General features: G+C 39.2%; 19 protein-coding genes and 2 other annotated features. Of the genes, 15 read left to right on the top strand and 4 right to left on the bottom strand.

Annotation, left to right across the window (positions count from 1 at the left end; all coding sequences use genetic code 11):
- Positions 1–167: 167 nt before the first annotated feature.
- Both accD and NE664_03570 read left to right on the top strand, forming a co-directional pair.
- Positions 168–1,049 carry an acetyl-CoA carboxylase, carboxyltransferase subunit beta gene (accD, locus tag NE664_03575; GenBank protein MCQ4725742.1) on the top strand — a complete coding sequence of 294 codons (882 nt, stop codon included), beginning with the start codon at positions 168–170 and terminating at the stop codon, positions 1,047–1,049.
- On the top strand, positions 1,042–1,839 hold the full coding sequence (locus tag NE664_03570) for an acetyl-CoA carboxylase carboxyltransferase subunit alpha (GenBank protein MCQ4725741.1): 798 nt from the start codon (positions 1,042–1,044) through the stop codon (positions 1,837–1,839). Before accD ends, NE664_03570 begins: the two co-directional genes overlap by 8 nt.
- 317 nt (positions 1,840–2,156) lie before the next feature.
- Here the strand turns inward: NE664_03570 and NE664_03565 are convergent, their stop codons facing one another.
- Complete coding sequence (locus NE664_03565; protein ID MCQ4725740.1) at positions 2,157–3,533, bottom strand: MATE family efflux transporter; 1,377 nt, start codon at positions 3,531–3,533, stop codon at positions 2,157–2,159.
- A 249-nt stretch (positions 3,534–3,782) separates the two neighbouring features.
- Positions 3,783–4,586: a histidinol-phosphatase HisJ family protein gene (locus NE664_03560; protein MCQ4725739.1), complete on the bottom strand. Its 804-nt coding sequence runs from the start codon at positions 4,584–4,586 to the stop codon at positions 3,783–3,785.
- Between the two features lie 143 nt (positions 4,587–4,729).
- Positions 4,730–4,935 (top strand) — a binding site (T-box leader).
- A gap of 78 nt (positions 4,936–5,013) precedes the next feature.
- Here NE664_03560 and thrS point away from each other — a divergent pair.
- From thrS to rpsT, 5 genes are all read left to right on the top strand, one after another.
- Complete coding sequence (thrS, locus tag NE664_03555) at positions 5,014–6,924, top strand: threonine--tRNA ligase (GenBank protein MCQ4725738.1); 1,911 nt, start codon at positions 5,014–5,016, stop codon at positions 6,922–6,924.
- Between the two features lie 44 nt (positions 6,925–6,968).
- Positions 6,969–7,103: a sequence feature (ribosomal protein L20 leader region), on the top strand.
- A gap of 30 nt (positions 7,104–7,133) precedes the next feature.
- Complete coding sequence (gene infC / locus NE664_03550; protein MCQ4725737.1) at positions 7,134–7,628, top strand: translation initiation factor IF-3; 495 nt, start codon at positions 7,134–7,136, stop codon at positions 7,626–7,628.
- A 39-nt stretch (positions 7,629–7,667) separates the two neighbouring features.
- On the top strand, positions 7,668–7,868 hold the full coding sequence (gene rpmI, locus NE664_03545) for a 50S ribosomal protein L35 (GenBank protein MCQ4725736.1): 201 nt from the start codon (positions 7,668–7,670) through the stop codon (positions 7,866–7,868).
- A 30-nt stretch (positions 7,869–7,898) separates the two neighbouring features.
- Positions 7,899–8,255, top strand: coding sequence for a 50S ribosomal protein L20 (gene rplT, locus NE664_03540; GenBank protein ID MCQ4725735.1), 357 nt, complete (start codon positions 7,899–7,901; stop codon positions 8,253–8,255).
- Between the two features lie 45 nt (positions 8,256–8,300).
- Positions 8,301–8,561, top strand: a complete 261-nt coding sequence (gene rpsT / locus NE664_03535; protein MCQ4725734.1) for a 30S ribosomal protein S20 — start codon at positions 8,301–8,303, stop codon at positions 8,559–8,561.
- 489 nt (positions 8,562–9,050) lie between these two features.
- On the opposite strand, the gene sigK is transcribed toward rpsT, so the two are convergent.
- Positions 9,051–9,719 (bottom strand): RNA polymerase sporulation sigma factor SigK, encoded by a 669-nt coding sequence (gene sigK / locus NE664_03530; protein ID MCQ4725733.1) that lies wholly within the window; start codon positions 9,717–9,719, stop codon positions 9,051–9,053.
- A gap of 127 nt (positions 9,720–9,846) precedes the next feature.
- On the opposite strand from sigK, the gene gpr reads away from it, so the two are divergent.
- The 3 genes from gpr to NE664_03515 all read left to right on the top strand — a co-directional run bounded on the left by gpr (position 9,847) and on the right by NE664_03515 (position 14,476).
- Entirely contained in the window at positions 9,847–10,833 is a 987-nt protein-coding gene (gpr, locus tag NE664_03525; GenBank protein MCQ4725732.1) for a GPR endopeptidase, read from the top strand.
- Between the two features lie 343 nt (positions 10,834–11,176).
- On the top strand, positions 11,177–12,706 hold the full coding sequence (gene rny / locus NE664_03520; GenBank protein MCQ4725731.1) for a ribonuclease Y: 1,530 nt from the start codon (positions 11,177–11,179) through the stop codon (positions 12,704–12,706).
- Between the two features lie 189 nt (positions 12,707–12,895).
- Positions 12,896–14,476: a CAP-associated domain-containing protein gene (locus NE664_03515; protein ID MCQ4725730.1), complete on the top strand. Its 1,581-nt coding sequence runs from the start codon at positions 12,896–12,898 to the stop codon at positions 14,474–14,476.
- Between the two features lie 109 nt (positions 14,477–14,585).
- Here the strand turns inward: NE664_03515 and NE664_03510 are convergent, their stop codons facing one another.
- Positions 14,586–15,596 carry a hypothetical protein gene (locus NE664_03510; GenBank protein ID MCQ4725729.1) on the bottom strand — a complete coding sequence of 337 codons (1,011 nt, stop codon included), beginning with the start codon at positions 15,594–15,596 and terminating at the stop codon, positions 14,586–14,588.
- A 173-nt stretch (positions 15,597–15,769) separates the two neighbouring features.
- On the opposite strand from NE664_03510, the gene NE664_03505 reads away from it, so the two are divergent.
- The 5 genes from NE664_03505 to NE664_03485 all read left to right on the top strand — a co-directional run bounded on the left by NE664_03505 (position 15,770) and on the right by NE664_03485 (position 20,863).
- Entirely contained in the window at positions 15,770–16,417 is a 648-nt protein-coding gene (locus NE664_03505) for a YigZ family protein (GenBank protein ID MCQ4725728.1), read from the top strand.
- Positions 16,418–16,774: 357 nt separating this feature from the next.
- Positions 16,775–16,948 carry a dihydroxy-acid dehydratase gene (locus NE664_03500; protein MCQ4725727.1) on the top strand — a complete coding sequence of 58 codons (174 nt, stop codon included), beginning with the start codon at positions 16,775–16,777 and terminating at the stop codon, positions 16,946–16,948.
- A 23-nt stretch (positions 16,949–16,971) separates the two neighbouring features.
- Positions 16,972–17,883 carry a 2-dehydropantoate 2-reductase gene (locus NE664_03495; protein ID MCQ4725726.1) on the top strand — a complete coding sequence of 304 codons (912 nt, stop codon included), beginning with the start codon at positions 16,972–16,974 and terminating at the stop codon, positions 17,881–17,883.
- An 804-nt stretch (positions 17,884–18,687) separates the two neighbouring features.
- Positions 18,688–19,416, top strand: coding sequence for a YebC/PmpR family DNA-binding transcriptional regulator (locus NE664_03490; GenBank protein ID MCQ4725725.1), 729 nt, complete (start codon positions 18,688–18,690; stop codon positions 19,414–19,416).
- A gap of 556 nt (positions 19,417–19,972) precedes the next feature.
- The gene (locus NE664_03485) at positions 19,973–20,863 is read left to right on the top strand and encodes a LysR family transcriptional regulator (GenBank protein ID MCQ4725724.1); all 891 of its coding nucleotides are present in this window, start codon (positions 19,973–19,975) and stop codon (positions 20,861–20,863) included.
- Positions 20,864–21,307: the final 444 nt, after the last annotated feature.

Raw genomic sequence — 21,307 nt, 5'->3', positions numbered from 1 at the left:
GCCGTTTACTGTTTTATATGTAAACGGTATATGGCATGTTTTAACGACGGTAATATTTTGTTTTGCGCATTTGACGCTTGCAGAATATGGTTTGCCGGTATTATTGAGAATATCTGTAAGGCTTTGGGCGTTGGAATAATCAATCTATATAATAGCAGGTGACCTGAATGAAGCTTTTTAAAAAGAAAAACTATATAATTCTGGGCCGTTCGCCGGAAGACGAGGGCGTTTCCGACAGAAATGAGGAGCCTGTCGTTCCCGACGGTATGTGGGTTAAATGCAGTTACTGCAAAAAGCTTATATACAAAAAAGAGATGAACGAACTTAAAATCTGTCCAAAATGCGGAGGGCATTTCAGGCTTTCGGCAATGGAACGTATTGCCGTTACATGCGACGAAGGTTCATTTATAGAATATGATAAAAACATGGGGGCAAAAAACCCTATGGATTATCCGAATTATGAAAAGGTTATAGAGAGTGCAAGGGCAAAAAGCGGCATAAAAGACGGCGTAATAAGCGGACGAGGAAAAATTAACGGCGAGGATGCTGTTATAGCTGTTATGGACAGCAATTTTATGATGGGATCTATGGGTTCTGTTGTCGGCGAGAAAGTTACCAGGGCCATTGAGCGTGCCACTGAAATGAGACTTCCGGTTATCATATTTACCGTTTCGGGAGGAGCGAGGATGCAGGAGGGGATAATTTCACTCATGCAGATGGCCAAAACAAGTGCGGCCCTAAAAAAACACAGCAATGAGGGCCTGCTTTATATCTCGGTTATAACTGATCCGACAACGGGAGGCGTAAGCGCAAGTTTTGCAAGTCTTGGAGATATTATAATTGCAGAGCCAAGGGCGCTTATAGGCTTTGCAGGGCAAAGGGTAATAGAAGGCACTATCAATGAGAAACTGCCTGAAGGATTCCAGAGCGCGGAGTTCCAGCTTGAACATGGATTTATAGATAAAATTGTAAAGCGCACAAAAATGAAAGACGTTTTAAGTAATCTTATAAAGCTGCATAAACAAAAGGAGGCGGGCTTTAATGAGTAATGCTTCGGAAGTTTTAGCAAATGCAAGGAAGGTTACAAGGCCGACTTCTTTGGAGTTTATCCGCGAGATATTCGACGGATTTATTGAACTGCACGGCGACAGATGTTTTGGCGACGACAGGGCTATTGTCGGAGGAATAGCAAGCCTTAAAGGCAGAGCGGTTACTGTGATTGGCGTTCAGAAAGGCCATACTATAGAGGAAAATATCAAAAGAAATTTCGGGTCTCCAAATCCTGAGGGTTATAGGAAAGCTTTAAGGCTGATGAAGCAGGCTGAAAAATTTGGCAGGCCGGTAGTTTTCCTTATAAACACGTCAGGCGCATATTGCGGTATTGGCGCTGAGGAACGCGGCCAGGGAGAAGCTATAGCCAGATGCCTTTTTGAAACGGCAGGAATTAAAACTCCGGTTATTTCTATTTTTATAGGCGAAGGCGGAAGCGGAGGGGCTTTGGCGCTTGCCGCAGGCGACAGAGTTTGGATGCTTGATAACGGAATGTACGCAGTACTTTCTCCGGAAGGGTTTGCCAGCATACTTTGGAGAGATCCTTCAAAGGCTGGGGAGGCGGCCGAGCTTATGAAGTTAACAGCTAAGGATCTTATTAAAAACGGAGTTATAGAAAAAATTATTCCCGAAGCTCCGGAAGGAATCGAAAATAACCTTAGATTTACAACCGATATTATAAGGGAAAGCCTTATCAACGAATTTAAAGTTCTATGCGCAATGGACAAAGACGAACTTATCTGCAAGAGATATGAAAGGTTTAGGAAGTTCGGCGAATTTGAGGAATAATTAATTAAAGGCTTGTATTTTATTAATTGCGAATGACATGATTTTATACGTGTTTATGCAATATTCAAAGCTAAAGCCTAATGGATAAATAAAAGTTTATGTATATTTAAATACAATGCCGCGCTGTTTTTTGTTTGCGGAATTTAATATAAAATAGACGGTAAATTAATAGACAGTTTATAAAGTATTTGTTTGTAAACTGTAAACGAAATAAATTTAAAATTTTAAAGGCTTGGAACTTAGTTCCAAGCCTCAGATTGTTTTCATAAAAATATTGAACTTAGTCGGCACACTGCGTTTTAAATTTTTCGGCCTTTCTATCTCCAGATATATTTCCATTTTCCGCTGTTTATCCTAAGTATAAAAAGAATGCCGCGTATAAATATGTCAATACCTACCGCAATCCAAATTCCTATTAACCCTAAACCGAAAGGATATGCCATCACATACGCAAGGCCTATACGGATAACCCACATACCTATTATGCTAACCCAAAGCGAGAATTTTACGTCGCCGGCGCCGCGGCATATACCGCTTGCTACAACGGAGATTGTAAAAAATACTTCTGTTACAAGCGTCATGCGAAACGTTATGGTTCCCAGTGATATAACATTAGGATCAGGTGAAAACAGTCCGAGCACAAAGGGTGAAACTATAAACATCGGAACGCATATTGACAATATAAATATACTGTTTATTTTAAGTATCAGTCCGGCAAACTTATCGGCAAGCGAATAATTGTCAGCTCCCAGCGACTGGCCTACAAGGGCCGTTGCAGTTGAAGCAAATCCGTATGCCGGCAGATACAGCAGGCTTTCTATGTTATTTGTTAAGTAATGTGCCGCCAATGCAACGGTGCCTAGGCGCGAAACTATACCTGTCAGCGCTACCTGGCCTATAGAAAGCGTGCTTCTTTCAGCCGCAACGGGGATACCGATTGCCAACAGTTTTTTTAGGTTTGATATAGATACGCGGTAATCGCCTTTTATTGAGATCTTTACAGGCGAGTTCATCCGTACTATAAATATGAGCAGAAATATTGCCGCAAGTATTTTAGATATAAGCGTCGATAAGGCGGCGCCTTCGACTCCTAAACCGGCTCCGAATACGGACATTCCGAACACGGAACGCGTTGGATATATAAGCAGAAAGTTTCCTATTATATTGGCGATGTTTGCCGCGGCATTAATCAAAAACGGCGTTTTTGTATTTCCCGCCGCCCTGAAAATAGAGGAAATAGTTACCGCTATTGCTTGGAAAATAAATGTAAAGCCATATATGCGCATATATGTAATGGCCAGGGGGATAACGTCTTTTTCGGCGCCGAGCCAGTAAGGAAGCGATCCGGATACTGCAAGCGTAATTAAAGACAATATAAGTCCAAGTATAACGGCAACTGTTATGGACTGCCGCGTTATGCGTTTAGCCATGATTTTATTGCCTTCGCCAAGACTTCGTGCAACAAGAAACATAGAGCCGGCGCTTGAAGCCGTTATAAAGCCGTCAATAAGCCATATGGTTGATATGTTTATTGCGATGCTTGCAGTAGCCGCCGCGCCGATAGAGCCGACCATGGCTGTATCTATAAGCCCCGCAAGCGAGGTTAAAAGCTGTTCGGCTATTGCCGGAACTGATAATGACAACACGGTTTTTACGGGCTTTTTGCCAAGTTCGGTTATACTTTGTTCAGCCATAAATTGGCTCCTCCTTCCGCTAAATACATAACGTCGCTTATAATTTCTAATAATACAATGCAGGTTAAGGACGTGTATTGTTAAATTGATATAAAGAAAGCTTATCAAAGCTGATTTAATATACGGGACTTATATGAATTAGGGCCGTATTTATAAATTATGTTGTAAACTAAAAATTTATTGCCTTTGTTATGCCTTTAGAATTATGTTAAAATCCGTTTTGAGCAGGCTGGTATGTAATTGCGGCTGTTATATTTTTATAAACGACGGTTTCCTGTTTTCAAATATTGTAATGTATTTAAATCCACATTTCCTAAGCACATGATATGCTTTATCGAAATCGGCGGCAATATCTTTTGGTACGTGCGCGTCGCTTCCGACGGTTATTATCTCCCCGCCGAGTTCCCTATACCTTTTTACAAGCTCGGCCTGAGGATGGCAGTGGCCGAGACCGTAACGGAACCCGGAAGTATTAATTTCAATACCTTTCCCTTTTTCTATAAGCGTTTTTAATATTTCGTCGGTTATAAAGCTGAATTCGCCGTAATCCATAGTTCTGTCTTTAAATCCGCCGTATCTGTTTATAAAGTCTATATGCCCGTAGACATTGAAAAAGTCCGTATTTTTTACATTGTTAAGCACGTCTTTGAAATATCCCGCATAGGCTTCGTGTTTTGATTTGCCTTTAAAAAACTCGTCGGTGCAAAGGTCGAATTTATCGACGCAGTGGGTTGAGCCTATTATGAAATCATAATAATTTCTGCATGCAAGTTCTTCTATAAGGCCGTAAACATGGGGCTGTATTCCTATTTCAACGCCTGTCCTTATGACAATTTGGCCGTTATATTTTTCTTTAAGGCGCGATATTTCACAGGCGTATTTTTCATAGTCAAATAAAAAAGGAAATTCCGGATCGGGATAGTCAAAATCTATGTGGTCTGTAACGGCTATTTCCTTTAAGCCGATATTGATTGCCGTTATTATATTTTCCTCAATGGGTGTGCTGCTGTCGGAAGAAAAGCTCGAATGTGTGTGGTAATCTGCATAAAACATTTTAAATCATCTCCTCAAATGGAGAGTATATCATATTTTAAGTTTTAATCCATATATTTTTAAAATTTTTGCCGAAACTTTGCGTTTTTTTATTTTTGCAATTTGCCTTGACAGCATAGTTTTATGTGATATAATCAACAGTAGTTAAAGCGATGATGGGAAAAGTAGTTTTGCAGAGGGTTTTTAAAGAGAGAAAATGACACGGCTGAAAGCATTTTTATTAACCGGCAAAACGAAGACTGCCCCGGAGCGGCTCTAATCAAGCACGCGCGGCTGCGTTAAAGGCCATAATGAAGAGGTTTTATACAATTAGGGTGGAACCGCGGGAATAACAGCTCTCGTCCCTTTTTCTCAAAGCATGGGAAAAGGGCGGGAGCTTTCTTATGTTTTGGGATATAAATTTATTTTTGAAAGGGGAATATTTGAAATGGTTAAAGTAACTTTAAAAGACGGCGTAGTTAAAGAATATGAAAAGGCGGTAAGCGTACTTGAAATAGCCCAAAGCATAAGCGAAGGCCTTGCAAGGAACGCATGCTGCGGTATTGTAAACGGGGAAACGGAAGATCTACGCTTTGTGGTTGACAGGGATTCGGAAGTCAGCATATGCACTTTTGATGATGAAGAAGGGAAAAAGGCTTTCAGGCATACGGCAAGCCATATAATGGCACAGGCTGTGAAAAGGCTTTTTCCTGAAACAAAGCTTGCTATCGGTCCGTCCATAGCCGACGGGTTTTATTATGATTTTGACAGGGCAACGCCTTTTACAGAGGACGAGCTTGAAAAAATCGAAGCGGAAATGAAGAAAATTGCAAAAGAAAATATTGAAATAGAACGTTTTACGCTCCCTCGCGATGAAGCCGTTAAGTTTATGGAGGAAAAGGGCGAACCTTATAAGGTTGAACTGATTGAGGATCTGCCGGAAGGCTCCGAAATTTCATTCTATAAACAAGGCGACTTTACGGATCTTTGCGCGGGCCCCCACCTTATGTCTACGAAGAATGTTAAAGCCGTTAAGCTTATGAGCGTTGCCGGTGCATATTGGAGGGGAAGCGAAAAAAATAAAATGCTTTCGAGAATTTACGGTACTGCTTATACTAAAGCAAGCGAGCTTGAGGCGTACTTAAACCTTCTTGAGGAAGCTAAAAAGCGCGATCACAGGAAATTGGGCAAGGAACTTAAACTTTTCGCGCTCCTTGATGAAGGCCCCGGTTTCCCGTTCTTCCTTCCTAAGGGCATGGTGCTTAAAAATACGCTTATGGAATATTGGAGAGAAATACACAAGAGAGCCGGATATGTTGAAATTTCAACGCCTATTATATTAAGCAGGAAGCTTTGGGAGAACAGCGGCCACTGGGATCATTACAAAGATAATATGTACACGACGGTTATTGATGATGAGGACTTTGCCGTTAAACCTATGAACTGCCCGGGCGGCATGCTTGTTTACAAACAGGATCTTCATTCATATAGGGATCTTCCCATGAGGGTTGCGGAAGTTGGCCTTGTACACAGGCATGAGAAAAGCGGCGCCCTTCACGGGCTTATGCGTGTGCGCTGTTTTAACCAGGACGATGCGCATATATTCATGACAGAAGAACAGATACCGGAAGAAATAAGCGGCGTTATAGCTCTTATTGACGAAGTTTACAGGCTGTTTGGCTTTAAATACCATATAGAACTTTCAACCCGTCCCGAAGACAGCATGGGAAGCGACGAAGCATGGGAAACGGCGACAAACGGCCTTATTGCGGCTCTTAAAGCAAATAACATAGATTATGTTGTAAACGAGGGCGACGGTGCGTTCTACGGGCCTAAAATTGATTTCCACCTTGAAGATTCCCTTGGCAGGACATGGCAGTGCGGCACAATACAGCTTGATATGCAGATGCCGGAGCGTTTTGATCTTGAATATACTGCGGCAGACGGTTCAAAGAAACGTCCTGTCATGATACACCGAGTATGTTTCGGATCTATTGAAAGGTTTATAGGTATTTTAATTGAGCACTTTGCAGGCGCGTTTCCTACATGGCTTTCACCTGTGCAAGCTAAGGTGCTTTCGATTTCCGAAAAATATGAAGAATATGCCGAAAAAGTTGCGGGCGAACTTTCAGCCGCCGGCATAAGGGTTGAAACCGATTTAAGGGCGGAAAAAATCGGTTATAAGATAAGGGAAGCAAGGAATGAAAGGATACCTTATATAATCGTTGTCGGAGAAAAAGACCTTGAGGCAGGCAAAGTTTCCGTAAGGACAAGGGCAGGCGGAGACGAAGGGCAGAAAGATTTGGCCGAAGTTATCTCAAGGATGAAAAAAGAAATTGAAACAAGGGAAAATAATTGAATTTTATATTGACTTGTGAATTAAGATGTGATATACTCCCAGAGGTAACAAAGTAGAAGTATCCACTTCTCACCTTGCAGTTTAAGCGGCAACGGTTAATACAGAACTTTGATTTGCCTTTGGGGCGTATTATGATGTTTTGAGAGTGGATAGTTTTCTATCCACTTTTTTTATATTCTTTTGGGAGGTGCAGTGCGATTACTGAGTTAATGATTAACGAACAGGTTAGGGATAAGGAAGTAAGGCTTATTGATGATGAAGGAAACCAGCTTGGTATTGTTTCATCTAAAGAAGCGCAGAAGTTGGCGGACGAGAGGCATCTTGATCTAGTTAAGATTGCCCCAAATGCAAAACCGCCTGTGTGCAAGATTATGGACTACGGGAAATACAGGTTTGATCAGGCGAAAAAGGAAAAGGAAGCCAAAAAGAAACAAAAAACCGTAGACGTTAAGGAGCTTCGCTTATCTCCAAGTATTGATACTCACGACGTTCAGGTTAAGGTGAAAAAAGCTATCGAATTCCTTAAAAACGGTGATAAAGTCAAAATAAGCATACGTTTCAGGGGAAGGGAAATAGGACATTCCAAAACTGCTGTAGCTATACTTGAAAGTTTCGCTAACGACATTTCCGAATTCGGTGTTATAGACAAAGCGCCTAAAATGGAAGCAAGGAGCCTTGTTATGTTCCTGGCTCCAAAGGTATGATAAATTACATTTTACGGTTATTTAAGGAGGATATAAATTATGCCTAAGTTAAAAACAAAAAAAGCAGTTGCAAAACGTTTTAAAGTTACCGGAACAGGTCAGCTTAAAAGACATAAAGCCAATACTCAGCATATTATGGGTAAAAAATCAACTAAGAGGAAAAGGAATTTAAGAAAGTCTACATTAACAGACAAGACTGTTTTGAATTCAATCAAGAAGAAATTGTTACCGTACGTTTAATACTGTCAATATGATTAGGAGGAAGTTACAATGGCAAGAGTAAAAGGTGCGCTTAATGCGAGAAAAAAACATAAAAAAGTTTTAAAATTAGCTAAAGGTTACCGCGGGGCAAGGAGCAAACAGTACAGAACTGCAAAACAGTCTGTAATGAAAGCCATGGCTTACGCTTTTGCTGGCAGGAAACAGACGAAAAGGGAATACAGAAGCCTTTGGATTACAAGGATTAACGCTGCCGCAAGGCTTAACAATATATCTTACAGCCAGTTAATGCACGGCTTGAAATTGGCTAACATTAACATGAACAGAAAGATGCTCGCAGATTTAGCTGTCAGCGACGCTGAAGGCTTCACAAAGTTGGTTGACACTGCTAAGGCTAAATTAAACTAATACTATAACGGGAATTTATATAGATTTTATTAGGAGGAAAAACACGTGGCAAACATTAAATCTGCAAAGAAAAGAGTTAAAGTTATAGCAAAGAAAACATTAGTTAACAAAATGATTAAATCAAGCACGAAAACTGCTATGAAGAAAGTTATCGTTGCGGTTGAGGCTAAAGATAAAGAAGCGGCTCAGGCGGCTTTAAAAGGCGCAATCAGCGCTATTGACAGGGCGTATTCAAAAGGTATTTTAAAGAAAAACAGCTGTGCAAGGAAAAAATCTTCACTTACAAAGCTTGTTAACAGTCTTTAATTTGTAAATTTTATTAAAAACCTCCGAACATTTTTGCGGATACACAGGCCGCATGGATTTTTCGGAGGTTTTTAATATGGACAGGATATTTTCTGCTGTGTAATAAAATCTGTGGTCAGCCTATGCAGGCCGATACGACGTTATCGAAAAACAAACTTTATAAACGCAGTATACTTCTTAAAAATAAAAAGTGGTTCGTGTTTTTGAATATTGCCGAAAAACTTTAAAAATGCAAATTAAAAGAACATGAAATTTATCCGAAGCATTTTGACATGAAATTATCGGCGGCAATATAATTCCTGATTTTAAAGAGGCTGAAGTTTGGAGAAAGTGAAAAGAGGATATTTGATTTTCAGAAGAGACGTTTCGGAATTAGTCTTGAAAGTATATATTTTTTTGAAAGATTTTAATTTGAAAGGTTTTTAATAAAGATTACGATGTTTAACTGCATATGTATTGCCGAAGCGTTCAGCTTTCGGCTTTTTATTTTTACTCTTCACAGCACATTGCCGTGTGGAGTTTTTTTATCGCCCGTTTTTCTATTCTGCTTACATAACTGCGTGATATGCCGAGAAGCTTTGCGATTTCACGCTGAGTAACTTCTTCTTTTCCGTATAATCCGTACCTTAGTTCTATAACAAGTTTTTCCTGGGGCTTGAGGCAAGTTTTCATATTTTCATACAGGCTTTTTATATCAAATCCCAAGTCAACCGCATCGCTTACCGTTTCTCCGGTTTGGCTTATAACGTCTAGTATAGTTATTTCGTTCCCTTCTTTGTCACTGCTTATCGGGTCTTGAAGATACACATCGTTTATATATTTTTTTGTGGCTCTGAGGTGCATTAAAATTTCATTTTCTATACATCTGGCTGCATATGTTGCCAAACGTGTATTTTTGTCAGGATTAAATGAGGATATTCCCTTTATAAGCCCTATTGCCCCTATTGAAATTAAATCCTCGCTGTCCTTTGCGGCGGAATATTTTTTGACTATATGGGCTACAAGCCGAAGATTGCGTTCTATTAATATGTTTCTGGCTTCCGCATCCCCGTTTTTAAGCAGTTGGATGTATTTTTCCTCCTCCTCGGGCGAAAGTGGCTGAGGGAAGGAGTTGCTGCTATTGTAGGAAAAGGTGTATCCGCTGTTATTGTCCGACAAACAAACACCCCCAAAGGCTACCTTGAATATTAATATATTCATCTGCGGCTTTTCCGGTTACAAAAATAAATAAAATGTATAGAATTTTTTTATACAGACAAAATAACGGCAAGGTGGTGTTAATAAAATGGATAAAAAACAAAAATTTTCCGTCAGGACAGATTTGGCCGTGGAAGCCCGAGAAATAATTGAAGAAGAAAAGGGCGATATTGACGACGGCATAGTTGTAAATACCGAAGAAAATGAGTATATGGATATAACAACCGTTGAAATTATAAACGAAAACGGAAGCAGGGCCATGAGCAAACCTCTCGGAAGTTATATAACAATAGAAAGCCCCGGCCTTAGAGAAAACGATCCGGCATGCCATAAGGAAATAACAAGGAAGCTTGCTGAATGTATTACCGAGCTTTGTTCGGCGAAAAGCGATTCTACATTTCTTATTGTCGGCCTTGGAAACTGGAATATTACTCCGGATGCACTCGGTCCTAAGGTTGTTAACCGCATACTTGTTACAAGACATATGTTTGATACCCTTCCGGAAGAACTTGACGGAGCGGTGAGGCCGGCCGCAGCCGTATCGCCGGGAGTAATGGGCATAACGGGGATTGAAACGGGCGAAATAATCAAAGGCATTTCGGAAAAGATGAAGCCCGATATTGTTATTGCCGTAGATGCTTTGGCGGCAAGGCGCTCGTCAAGGATAAACGCGGCAATACAGCTTTCGGATACCGGTATTATACCGGGAAGCGGAGTGGGAAACAAAAGGCAGGCTCTTAATGAGGAAACTCTCGGAGTGCCGGTTATAGCTATAGGAGTTCCGACTGTCGTAGACGCGGCAACCCTTGTTAACGACACAATGGGAAGTATGCTTAAAGAAATGGCCAACGCCGTTGAAGAAGGCAGTGAATTTTATGAAATGCTTGAAAGCATAGATGACGAGGACAGATATCAGCTCATATATGATACTTTGACTCCATATGCAGGCAATATGTTTGTAACGCCCAAAGAGGTTGACGCGGTTATTGACAGGCTTGCAAAAATTATTTCCGACGCTATTAATATATCCGTCCATAACGGAATGACTATTGAAGATACTGCAAAATTTATGTAAATAACATATTTGCATTAACTTTACGCATATTCATACAAAATATATTAAAATATACTTTTCCGATGCTCAAAATAGCAAATCAAGACTGTTTTTGGCGCTGATGACTGAAAAGAAATTATTATGCCTTAAAATAAAAGCCCATTTTTTAAGGGCTTTTTTTGATATATAATTATAAAAAATACAAATTATAATGTATATTTTTTGTGCATATTTGGATATAAAGGTAAAAAAGACGTAAATCAACCTTGACATGACTATTAAAAAGAATTAAAATTAAAAAGGCGTACTTTACGCCGTTATTATGAATTTTACTAAGGAGGTGTTTCCCATAGACCCATTAATCATGTCAATTATTATTGGAGTTATTGGAGTGGTACTAGGCTTACTGATAGGCTTTAACTATAGAAAACACATTGCAGAAGCAAAAATCGGCGTAGCTGAAAGCAGGGCGGAAAAAATAGTTGAAGACTCCAAGAAGGAAGCGGAAGCAAAGAAAAAAGAAATTCTTCTTGAAGCAAAAGAAGAAAGTTTACGTACTAAGAATGAATTGGAAAGGGAAGTTCGTGAAAGAAGAAACGAACTTCAAAGAACTGAACGCCGGTTGATCCAAAAAGAAGAAACCCTTGACAAAAAATCAGATTCATTTGAGAAAAAAGAGGAACAGCTTAACAAAAAGCTTGACGAGCTTGAAAAACAAAGGGAAGAAGTTGAGGCGATACAGGAAAAGCATCTTCATGAGCTTGAACGAATTTCAGGACTTACATCTGAAGAAGCAAAAAATTACCTTTTAAGCACAATAGAAAACGATGTGAAACATGAAGCTGCTATTATGATTAAAGATATTGAATCCAAAGCGAAGATTGAAGCGGAAAAAAGAAGCAGGGAAATAGTCGCAAACGCGATACAAAGATGTGCGGTTGATCATGTTACGGAAACCACCGTATCGGTTGTACAGCTTCCGAATGATGAAATGAAGGGCCGGATTATAGGCCGTGAGGGCAGGAATATACGGGCTCTTGAAACTTTAACGGGAATAGACCTTATAATCGACGATACGCCGGAGGCGGTTATACTTTCGGGATTTGACCCCGTAAGACGAGAGGTTGCGAGGATTGCCCTTGAAAAACTTATTGTGGACGGAAGGGTGCATCCTTCGAGAATTGAAGAAATGGTCGAAAAAGCCAAAAAAGAAGTTGAAGTCATTATCAGGGACGAAGGAGAAGCGGCTACATTTGAAACAGGCGTTAACGGGCTTCACCACGAACTTGTACGGCTTCTCGGAAAACTTAAATACAGGACAAGCTACGGTCAGAACGTACTTAAACATTCTATAGAGGTTTCGCACCTTGCTGGGCTTATGGCTGCCGAAATCGGCGTTGATGTTAATATTGCCAAAAGGGCGGGCCTCCTCCATGACATAGGAAAAAGCATTGATCATGAAATGGAGGGGTCGCATGTAAGCATAGGCGTTGGACTGCTTAAAAAGTATAAAGAAAACCATATTGTTATAAATGCCGTTGAGGCCCATCATGGCGATGTTGACCCTCAAAGCATTGTGGCTGTGCTTGTCCAGGCGGCGGATGCTATTTCAGCCGCAAGGCCGGGGGCCAGAAGAGAAACTTTGGAATCATATATTAAACGGCTTCAGAAACTTGAAGAAATCGGAGATAATTTTAAAGGCGTTGAGAAATCATTTGCAATACAGGCTGGCAGGGAGCTTAGGATTATTGTTATACCTGAAGATACGAATGACGAGGGGCTTCCTGTGCTTGCAAGGGAAATCGCTAAAAAGATTGAAGACGAACTGGAATATCCAGGGCAGATTAAAGTCAGCCTTATCCGCGAAACGCGTGCGGTTGAATATGCAAAATAAATATATTTGAATTTTAGGACAGCCGGTTTTTACGGCTGTCTTTTTACTTGTTGTAAGTATGTATAGATATTTGAAGCTTCGGGATTTGTAATGCAATTTGCAATTTTTAAAATTTGTGTTATAATTATGTAACAGATTCGTATTATTAAATTAAAATAAAAACAATAAATAATATCAAGGAGTGAAGATATGAGAGTGGTTTTAAGAAGAATTTCCGCTTTTTTAATTGCCATAACTATAGCCTTGCCCGTATATGCGGCAAATGAAATCAAAAGCAGTTCTTGGTCTGAAGCCATTATAAAAGAAGCGTCAAGGAACGGATATGTGCCCGACGACTTGCTTCAAAAGGGCGATAAACCAATTACAAGAGAGGAACTTTGCAGACTTATAATGAAATTTTATTCGGTATATACAGGAAAAGAGATAAAGGCGGAAGGGAAATCCCCTTTTACGGACGCTTCAAGCCCTGAAATTACAGCGGCTGTGAATTTAGGTTTTGTTTCCGGTGTCGGCAAAGACAAGTTTAACCCGAACGGCCAGGCGACAAATGAACAGCTTGCGGTTATAATGTATAAGCTTATCAACGAGCTTTCCGTACCCCTTGAAGGGGTTTTTGAAAGCGACGGCAAGTTCAAAGACGACGCAAGTATATCGCAATGGGCTAAAGACGCTGTAAATGTACTTAAAAAGAACGGTTATATAAGCGGGTTCGACGGCAACTTCAATCCCCAAAAAGCCGCCACAGTTGAACAGGCGATAGTTATATTGTCAAAGATACCTAAATCCGGTGCAGATGAAAACAAAGGAAAACAGGAAACGAATCAGGTGCAAAAGCCTTCGGCAGAACAACAAAGTAGCTCTTCCGGCGCGGCAGATACAAAGCCGACTGAAAGCAGCGGGACAAACGCCGGTGAATCGGAAAAATCTGAGGAAAGCGGCAAAGCTGACGAACTTGAACCGATTGCGGAAATATTTACGATTGGCGACGTATCATTTACAATCGGCGATAATGTTGAGGATGTTAAAAGCGAATTGGGAGAGCCTGACAGGGTGGACAAAAATCTATACGGTTTTGACAGGTACATATACAATTCGGATTACAGCCGTTTTTTAATGGTGGGCATTGAAAACGGCAAAGTAGCTGAAATATTTACAAATTCGAAAGGATTTAAATTTGCTAACATTTCGGATTCAACGATGTATTCGTCTTTATTTGCAAGAAAATATGTAAGCCTTTCATCGGAAAAAGCTGTTTACCATGGAGATGGATTTTATTACACGGTATACTTTGACGCGGAAGAAAATAATAAAGCAGATTCTATCCATATTATAAGGGAAGGCCTTGAAGGCGACGCAAAGTTTTATACTGCTGAAAATGAAAAGTATGTCGAAAACGAATTATTTGATATGATAAACAGCGCCCGGGTTAAGCACGGACTGCCTGTGCTTATAAGAAACAGCGCTTCAGACGGCGTTGCTAAAGAACACAGCAATGAAATGAATACTCTTGCAAAGGGAAGCTATACAAGCAAAAATGGCCTTACTCCCTTTGCAAGAATGACGAACGCCGGCATAAATTTTACGATGGCAGCGGAAAATATATGTACTACGGCAACAGGCGACGCAATTAATATTTATGGATGGTTTATGAACAATATTTCAACGAGAAGCAACATCGTTTCAGACGATTTCAATGAAATCGGCATTGGCTGTTCAGCTTCAAAAGTATTGAACCGGTTTTATACTACAACCGATTTATTTAAGGGTTAAATAATAAGTATAATATAGGGGGTGTGCAGAAGCACACCCCTGAATACTTCAGCTAAGCATTTATACTATATTATAAAATTTATATTCATATATGGCCTTTGGGGACAGATTACTTGCAATTATTGCAACTGCCGGGCGTATAGGTCGCGGTGCCGTTTGCGTCCGATGGCACATAGTAGCTTTGCGGAGCGAAAAGGTTTGTGGGGAAATCAAGGCTGTCAAAGAATGCGCAAGGGTCTGACGTTTCCGGTGAAATTACCGTACATTCTTCCGGTATGCAGACTCCGCAGCTTTCCACGCACATATTTGAAATCCTGAAGAGCCTTACAACAGCAAATAAGCCTATTGTTGTGTTAACCCCTATCGGAGCAAGGTTCTGGTTTGAGGGCCCGCAGTCTTCCGGGCTTACTGTGCCGCAGTTGCAGTTGCAATTACAGTTACAGTTGCAATTGCATCCGCAGTTTTTACTGCATCCGCAGATTGAATTATTATTGAATGAATTTGTATTTAATACATTATTATTTACATTGCCGCATCCGCAGTCGCATGGGACGCATGTGCAGCAGAAGGCATTATTTGCCCCTCCTACATTGGTGCATGGGTAGCGAAGCGAAGCCGCAAGAAGTACGGCGTTTGTGTCGATGCTGAGGAACGGGCCGTTGTGGTCGCATCCGCAGAAAAGCTCATTAAATGAATTTACTCCGCATAAATCGTTGCCTCCGTAAAGGGAAAGGCTTGTTGTATAGGTGTTGAATGCCGGTGCGGAATAAATTTCGCGGTTGTCATTATCATAGAACTTTAGGATATATGAGAATGTGAACCTGATTTTAACGTCCCATGTTCCGTTATTAAGCGGATTAGGAGACTTGTTCAATACTGCAATATCGCTTACGCATATGTTGCATGCGTTTACAGACACAGCGTTTGCAGGCGGGACAAGGGTTTCGCCTTTTGGCGAAGGTTTGCAGCAGCCGGGCCCTCCGGGAGCGGCAGCTTTTGCAGGGCCGATCATTGACGGCGTTAAGCAGATCTGAAGGCGGCACTGGTCAAATATTTTTTGGGCTATAATACACTCGTTTGACTGGTTTCTGTTTTTTGCACAAATTTCAAAATCTTCCATGGTTTTTCCTCCTTTATTAGAATGGCTTAGCTATTAAGCATTCTGATATATATTATGTTTGAGTTTGGATTAGGTGCATTTCGTCCATAAAATTAATCGATATTTTTATTTTTATGACAATTACTTTGTTGATTGAAACGATAAAATAGCTTATAATTTACAAAGGTGATTATATGGAAAACTTTAAAACGGTTCTAAACTTGGGCAGCGCTGAAATTGTAGAAAAAAAGTCAAGATTTATTGCCAATGCAATGCCTGTTAAAAGCGAAGAAGAGGCAAAAGCTTTTATAGAAGAAATTAAAAAAAGATATTGGGACGCCCGACATAATGTGTTCGCATATCAGATAGGGCTTAAAAACGGAGTGCAGCGTTTCAGCGATGACGGCGAACCTCAGGGTACTGCCGGGATGCCTGTTTTAAATGTGCTTACTGGAGAGGATATAAAAAACTGCGTTATAGTTGTTACAAGATATTTTGGGGGAACACTGCTTGGTACAGGAGGCCTTGTAAGAGCCTACGGAAAAAGCGCGAAGGAAGCTTTGTATAACGCGCAGATAGCGGAAATAGGCGAATATTGCGAATTTGAAGTTATATGTGATTACAGCCTCCAAGGGAAAATACAGTATATGATTATGGGTGGGCAGTATGTACTGAAAGATATTGTTTTTACGGATACAGTTAGATTTGTTGTTTTGGTAGGCGATGCCGTAAAAGATAAGTTTTTAGATAGAGTGACGGATATATCAAACGGCAAGGCGGATGTAAACGAGATTAGAAAGGTTAAAGGGGCGATGACGGAAAAAGGATTTATTGAAATTTGAGGTTTTTATACAAGCATATAAACTATATTTTCTGATACGTTCCTTTTTATTTTTAGAATTTACTACGGGTATGAGCCGATAAGTCTGTTATAACAGGATTTAATAAATATATTATGCAGGTTCATATAAAACACGGTAAAATTTTATATCTGTGGATATTGTAATCGGATCGGTTTTTTTGAGATGTGTGTTTAACTTATAATAGGTTAGTTGTAATTGAAACGCAGAAATGGCCTGATAAAACTTCTTTACGGTTGTTTTTAACAATATAATAAAACAAAAGATGACTATATATATTAATTCGTTATGGATATACATAACAAGTTAATAGTTTACGAATGTTAGTTAGGTGATAAAATGACGATAGATGTGTATAAAAAAGAACTTACGCTCCATGTAAGCGATGAAGAATTGGAAAAGAGAAAAACGCAGTGGAAATATGAATCGAAAGTTCAGGAAGGGTATCTTGCCCGATATGCCGCTCAAGCGCGTTCGGCGGATATGGGAGGCATTTTAGGCTGGAAAAATTAACAAACGGTTAAAAGGAGGGTATTATGAAAATAAATAAAGCGGCCATAATCGGATTTGGGGCTATAGGTTGTGTTTACGGAAAAAAGCTTTATAAATTAATGGGAAATAATTTTGCAGTCGTAGCCGGAGGAAAAAGAGCCGAAAGACTCAGGCAAAACGGGGAAACGATAAACGGGGAAAAAATAATGCCTTTTGTTGTTGAGCCTGATAACAAAGGATGGAAGGCAGATCTTATTATTTTTTCGGTTAAAAATTATCAGCTTGACAGCGCCATTAACGACGTTAAAAATTTGGTAGCTCCAAGCACGGTTATTCTTACGATTATGAACGGAGTTTCAGCCCGGGAAAAAATAAGCGTGGCTTATCCCAATAATACTGTTCTTTATGGGCTTAGCAAGGCCGATTCAGAAAGAACGGAAGATGGAATTAACTGCACATGGGAAGGCGTTATACAGTTCGGAGAGGCTGACAATACTGTTATGAGTGATGAGGTTAATGCAGTTAAGGAACTTTTCGATACGGCTACAATTCCAAATGAGGTATGTGTTGATATGCTTAGGGCTATTTGGATTAAATTTATGCGAAATGTGAGCATGAACCAGCTTTCGGCTATAACAGGAGCGACTTATGGCGGTTTTATTAATATACCTGAGTTGAAAAAAGCTTTAAGGGAAGTTATGGAAGAAGTTATGTCTGTTGCCCAAAGGAAGGGAATAAACATTACTAAAGATGACATTGATGAATCAGTTAAAGCTATATCGGGATCCGATCCGCTTGGGAAAACATCTATGCTTCAGGACATAGAAGCCAAGCGCAAAAGCGAAGTCGACAGCTTTTCGGGAGTGATTATTGAGGAAGGGAAAAAGCTTGGAGTGCCAACGCCTTGGAACGATAGAATTTATTTGTTAATAAAAATAAAAGAAAAACTATATTAAGTGTAATGAATTTTAGTATTATATATAAATTAACGGAGTGTTTGAAATAAGGCAGTAATTTTTCAGCGGCAATAAGTTTATTTTAGCACAAATTGCGTTTTGCCTATCAAAATAAGAAATATCCGTCATTTGGCAAACGGATGGATTTTGATACGAGTTAAAGGTTTTAAAAAAGGGTATAATGGCGTGTAATTAAAAAATTGCACGCCATATTTGTTTAACTGCGGAATATCTATGAAGGCAGGCCTAAATTTTAAAATCGGCGTATTTAGCGGCGGTTAATATTGTGGAAAATTATACAGGTTTTATTAACGGAACTTTATTTGTTTTTTATTATTGACAGTTCGCTTAGGTTTACATAGTCATACAGGGTTTTAAACGGCGGCAGCGGCGCATTAGCCTGTTAAAGCCGCTTGGAGCTGGGTTCGCTGCGCCTGTGCATTTTGCCCTATTCTTATGCTGTTGCCTCCGCTTAAAACTCCCCGCCCTCACAAGGGAAAATTTTTGCTGTTCAAGGCGCATATGCATAGGAACAGTGGAACCGGCCCCAAGCGTGTGAAACACTGTAAATCGAACCTATTCATATCTGCCGTATATTATTTACCGGCTTCAATGGAAGGAAAGTTTTTTTGCCATAAAATTATTTTAATTATATGTCAGGTATAGCTTATGTTTTACAAATATAAACTAATTTATTATAACCTTTATAACTTACTTGTAAAGGATTTTATTTTTGTGTATAATTAATCAGATAAGCCAAATTGGCCGGTTTAAGTAATTAAAGAGTTTTGAGGAGGAAATTAAATGTCGGGACATTCAAAGTTTGCCAACATTAAACACAAAAAGGAAAAAAATGATGCTGCAAAAGGCAAGATTTTTACTATGCTTGGAAGGGAAATAGCAGTTGCGGTTAAAGCCGGCGGCCCAGATCCCTCAAATAATGGTAAATTACGCGATGTTATTGCGAAAGCAAAGAGCAACAATATGCCTAATGATACTATTGAAAGAAGTATTAAAAAAGCATCGGGTGCTGATGGGAGCGTTGATTATGAAAATGTAACATATGAAGGCTATGGACCTAATGGCGTGGCGGTAATAGTAGAAGCGCTTACTGATAACCGCAATCGCGCCGCTGCTAATGTCAGGAACGCATTTACAAAAGGCGGAGGCAATATGGGAACAAGCGGATGTGTTTCGTTTATGTTTGATACAAAAGGCCTTATTGTTATTGATAAAGAAGAAATAGATATGGACGATGACGAGCTTATGATGATTGCCCTTGATGCAGGGGCAGAAGATTTTGCAGTTGAAGAGGACAGCTATGAAATTACAACCATGCCTGATGATATAGGCGCGGTGCGCGAGGCGCTTGAAGCGGCAGGAATACCTATGGTAAGCGCTGAAGTGACTATGATACCGCAAACATATACAGAGCTTACAAATGAAGAAGATATTAAGAAAATGAATAAGCTTCTTGATCTACTTGACGATGATGATGACGTTCAAAATGTTTACCATAATTGGGATGAGTGATCAAAATAGATGACATAGCTGCAAAGCCAGTAAAATCAAGGCTTCCAGCGGTTTTTGAGGGCGATTTTCAAAGCCCCAAAAAATCCAGTTTTATAGATGACATAGCGTTTTTGGAGTCAAAAAACGCTTTTCGGGCAGTGAGATAGGCAAATCTCACTGCTTTTTTTCGTTTCTGAAAATCGACAAAAAAGTGGTTTCCCAAAATATAACCATTTTTTGAAAAAATTTTTTCGACAAATTTTGGAAGGGGGTGATAATCTTGAAGGAAAATGTCATTAAAGTGCTAAAGATTTTTTTTCAATAGTATTGTTATTTTATTCAGCAAATTTCATGATGATACTTGAGTAGTTATGAACCAGTTTTTTGTTTTGACTAGAAAAACAGAAAAACTTAAATATAAGTAATAGGTAATTGCTTTAATAATGATATGTAAAGATATAGATTGAAGCAATTCGCTGTTTTTGAATATAAATACCTTCAAAGAATGCTAAATAGTACAATTGCTTTTTAAGCATGGATACGATAAAATTGTGTTAGCAAAATAGGAGGTGGTATAATGGAGATTCGAGTACTTCGATATTTTTTAACTGTTGTGAGGGAAGAAAGTATTACAAAAGCTGCTGATGTTTTACATATTACACAGCCTACTTTGAGCAGACAATTGTCACAGATGGAAGAAGATATGGGTGTAAAACTGTTTCATAGAGGAACAAGAAAAATTTTACTTACAAATGAAGGATTATTGTTGCGCCGTCGTGCAGAAGAAATTTTGCAATTAGTGGATAAAACAGAACGAGAATTGACGGAACAGGATGAAATGGTTGAGGGCACTGTATCAATTGGCTGTGGAGATTTAGGAGCAGTGCAGATGCTCCCTGAGTTATTTCGCTCTTTTCATGAGCGATACCCTGCTGTAACATTTGATTTATATACGGCTACGGCTGATCATGTAAGAGAGCAAATGGAACATGGTTTAATTGATATTGGTCTTCTTTTGGAACCAATAAACATGGAGAAATTTGAATTTATTCGTTTAAACAACAAAGAACAATGGGTTGTCGTAATGTCGCCAGATTCTCCTTTAGCTAAACAAAATTATGTAACGTCTTCAGATTTAATAGATGTTCCTTTAATTCTCCCAAGAAGATTAAATGTTCAAAGTGAATTGGCAAGTTGGTTTGGAAATGATTTTAATAAGTTAAATATTCTCTTTACTAGTAATCTATCTGCTAATAGTTCTATTATGGTATATCACAAATTAGCTTACTCTATTATTATTAAAGGTAGTATTTCTTTGTGGGATCAGGAAAAGGTTACTTACCGACCGCTTTATCCAGAACTTACTGCAAGCAGTATTTTGGCATGGAAACGTCAACAGCCATTTGGTTTGGCAGCGTCGAAATTTATTGAACATATAAAAGAAAATTTTGCAATACAAGAACATTAAAATTAAAATGCCTATCAACCAATGCCTGATAGGCATTTTTTTATATATATAATAAGTATTAGACATGAAAAAATCTTCCAATTATAATGTAAGTGTAGTTTGATAGAGTGTAATTCTCATTTGACTATACTTACATTTTTTGTTAAATGCGTAAAAAGAGTACTCAAAAGGCATATAAGCAGTTTCAAATAAATTTGGAAATAAAAAGAAGAAAAATAATGATGGTACTATGGGCTATAAAGAAATGGATTTACAGTGTGTTGCACAATTAGGAGTACTTCTAAAACAGGTATAGATTTACATACATAAAAATGTTTTGAGAATCTTACAAAAAGGAAAACAAATACATATCGAGAACACATCCAAATTCTCCGTAGGTGCAGATATCAATTATTAGACGAAATTCATGCAAAACAGCAGTTGTTGGATCAGCTGGACGATATG

The sequence above is a fragment of the Anaerotignum faecicola genome, from assembly GCA_024460105.1.
Classification (GTDB): Bacteria; Bacillota; Clostridia; order Lachnospirales; family Anaerotignaceae; genus JANFXS01.
This window is presented reverse-complemented; position numbering and strand designations above follow the sequence as displayed.

What these genes read in the sequence shown, in the direction of transcription:
- NE664_03570 (MCQ4725741.1), top strand. Translation starts at nt 1,042, where the DNA reads ATGAGTAATGCTTCGGAAGTTTTAGCAAATGCAAGGAAGGTTACAAGG.
- rpmI (MCQ4725736.1), top strand. Translation starts at nt 7,668, where the DNA reads ATGCCTAAGTTAAAAACAAAAAAAGCAGTTGCAAAACGTTTTAAAGTT.
- thrS (MCQ4725738.1), top strand. Translation starts at nt 5,014, where the DNA reads ATGGTTAAAGTAACTTTAAAAGACGGCGTAGTTAAAGAATATGAAAAG.
- infC (MCQ4725737.1), top strand. Translation starts at nt 7,134, where the DNA reads ATGATTAACGAACAGGTTAGGGATAAGGAAGTAAGGCTTATTGATGAT.
- NE664_03510 (MCQ4725729.1), bottom strand. Translation starts at nt 15,596, where the DNA reads ATGGAAGATTTTGAAATTTGTGCAAAAAACAGAAACCAGTCAAACGAG.
- NE664_03505 (MCQ4725728.1), top strand. Translation starts at nt 15,770, where the DNA reads ATGGAAAACTTTAAAACGGTTCTAAACTTGGGCAGCGCTGAAATTGTA.
- NE664_03500 (MCQ4725727.1), top strand. Translation starts at nt 16,775, where the DNA reads ATGACGATAGATGTGTATAAAAAAGAACTTACGCTCCATGTAAGCGAT.
- rny (MCQ4725731.1), top strand. Translation starts at nt 11,177, where the DNA reads ATGTCAATTATTATTGGAGTTATTGGAGTGGTACTAGGCTTACTGATA.
- NE664_03490 (MCQ4725725.1), top strand. Translation starts at nt 18,688, where the DNA reads ATGTCGGGACATTCAAAGTTTGCCAACATTAAACACAAAAAGGAAAAA.
- NE664_03565 (MCQ4725740.1), bottom strand. Translation starts at nt 3,533, where the DNA reads ATGGCTGAACAAAGTATAACCGAACTTGGCAAAAAGCCCGTAAAAACC.
- NE664_03485 (MCQ4725724.1), top strand. Translation starts at nt 19,973, where the DNA reads ATGGAGATTCGAGTACTTCGATATTTTTTAACTGTTGTGAGGGAAGAA.
- gpr (MCQ4725732.1), top strand. Translation starts at nt 9,847, where the DNA reads ATGGATAAAAAACAAAAATTTTCCGTCAGGACAGATTTGGCCGTGGAA.
- NE664_03560 (MCQ4725739.1), bottom strand. Translation starts at nt 4,586, where the DNA reads ATGTTTTATGCAGATTACCACACACATTCGAGCTTTTCTTCCGACAGC.
- NE664_03495 (MCQ4725726.1), top strand. Translation starts at nt 16,972, where the DNA reads ATGAAAATAAATAAAGCGGCCATAATCGGATTTGGGGCTATAGGTTGT.
- accD (MCQ4725742.1), top strand. Translation starts at nt 168, where the DNA reads ATGAAGCTTTTTAAAAAGAAAAACTATATAATTCTGGGCCGTTCGCCG.
- NE664_03515 (MCQ4725730.1), top strand. Translation starts at nt 12,896, where the DNA reads ATGAGAGTGGTTTTAAGAAGAATTTCCGCTTTTTTAATTGCCATAACT.
- rplT (MCQ4725735.1), top strand. Translation starts at nt 7,899, where the DNA reads ATGGCAAGAGTAAAAGGTGCGCTTAATGCGAGAAAAAAACATAAAAAA.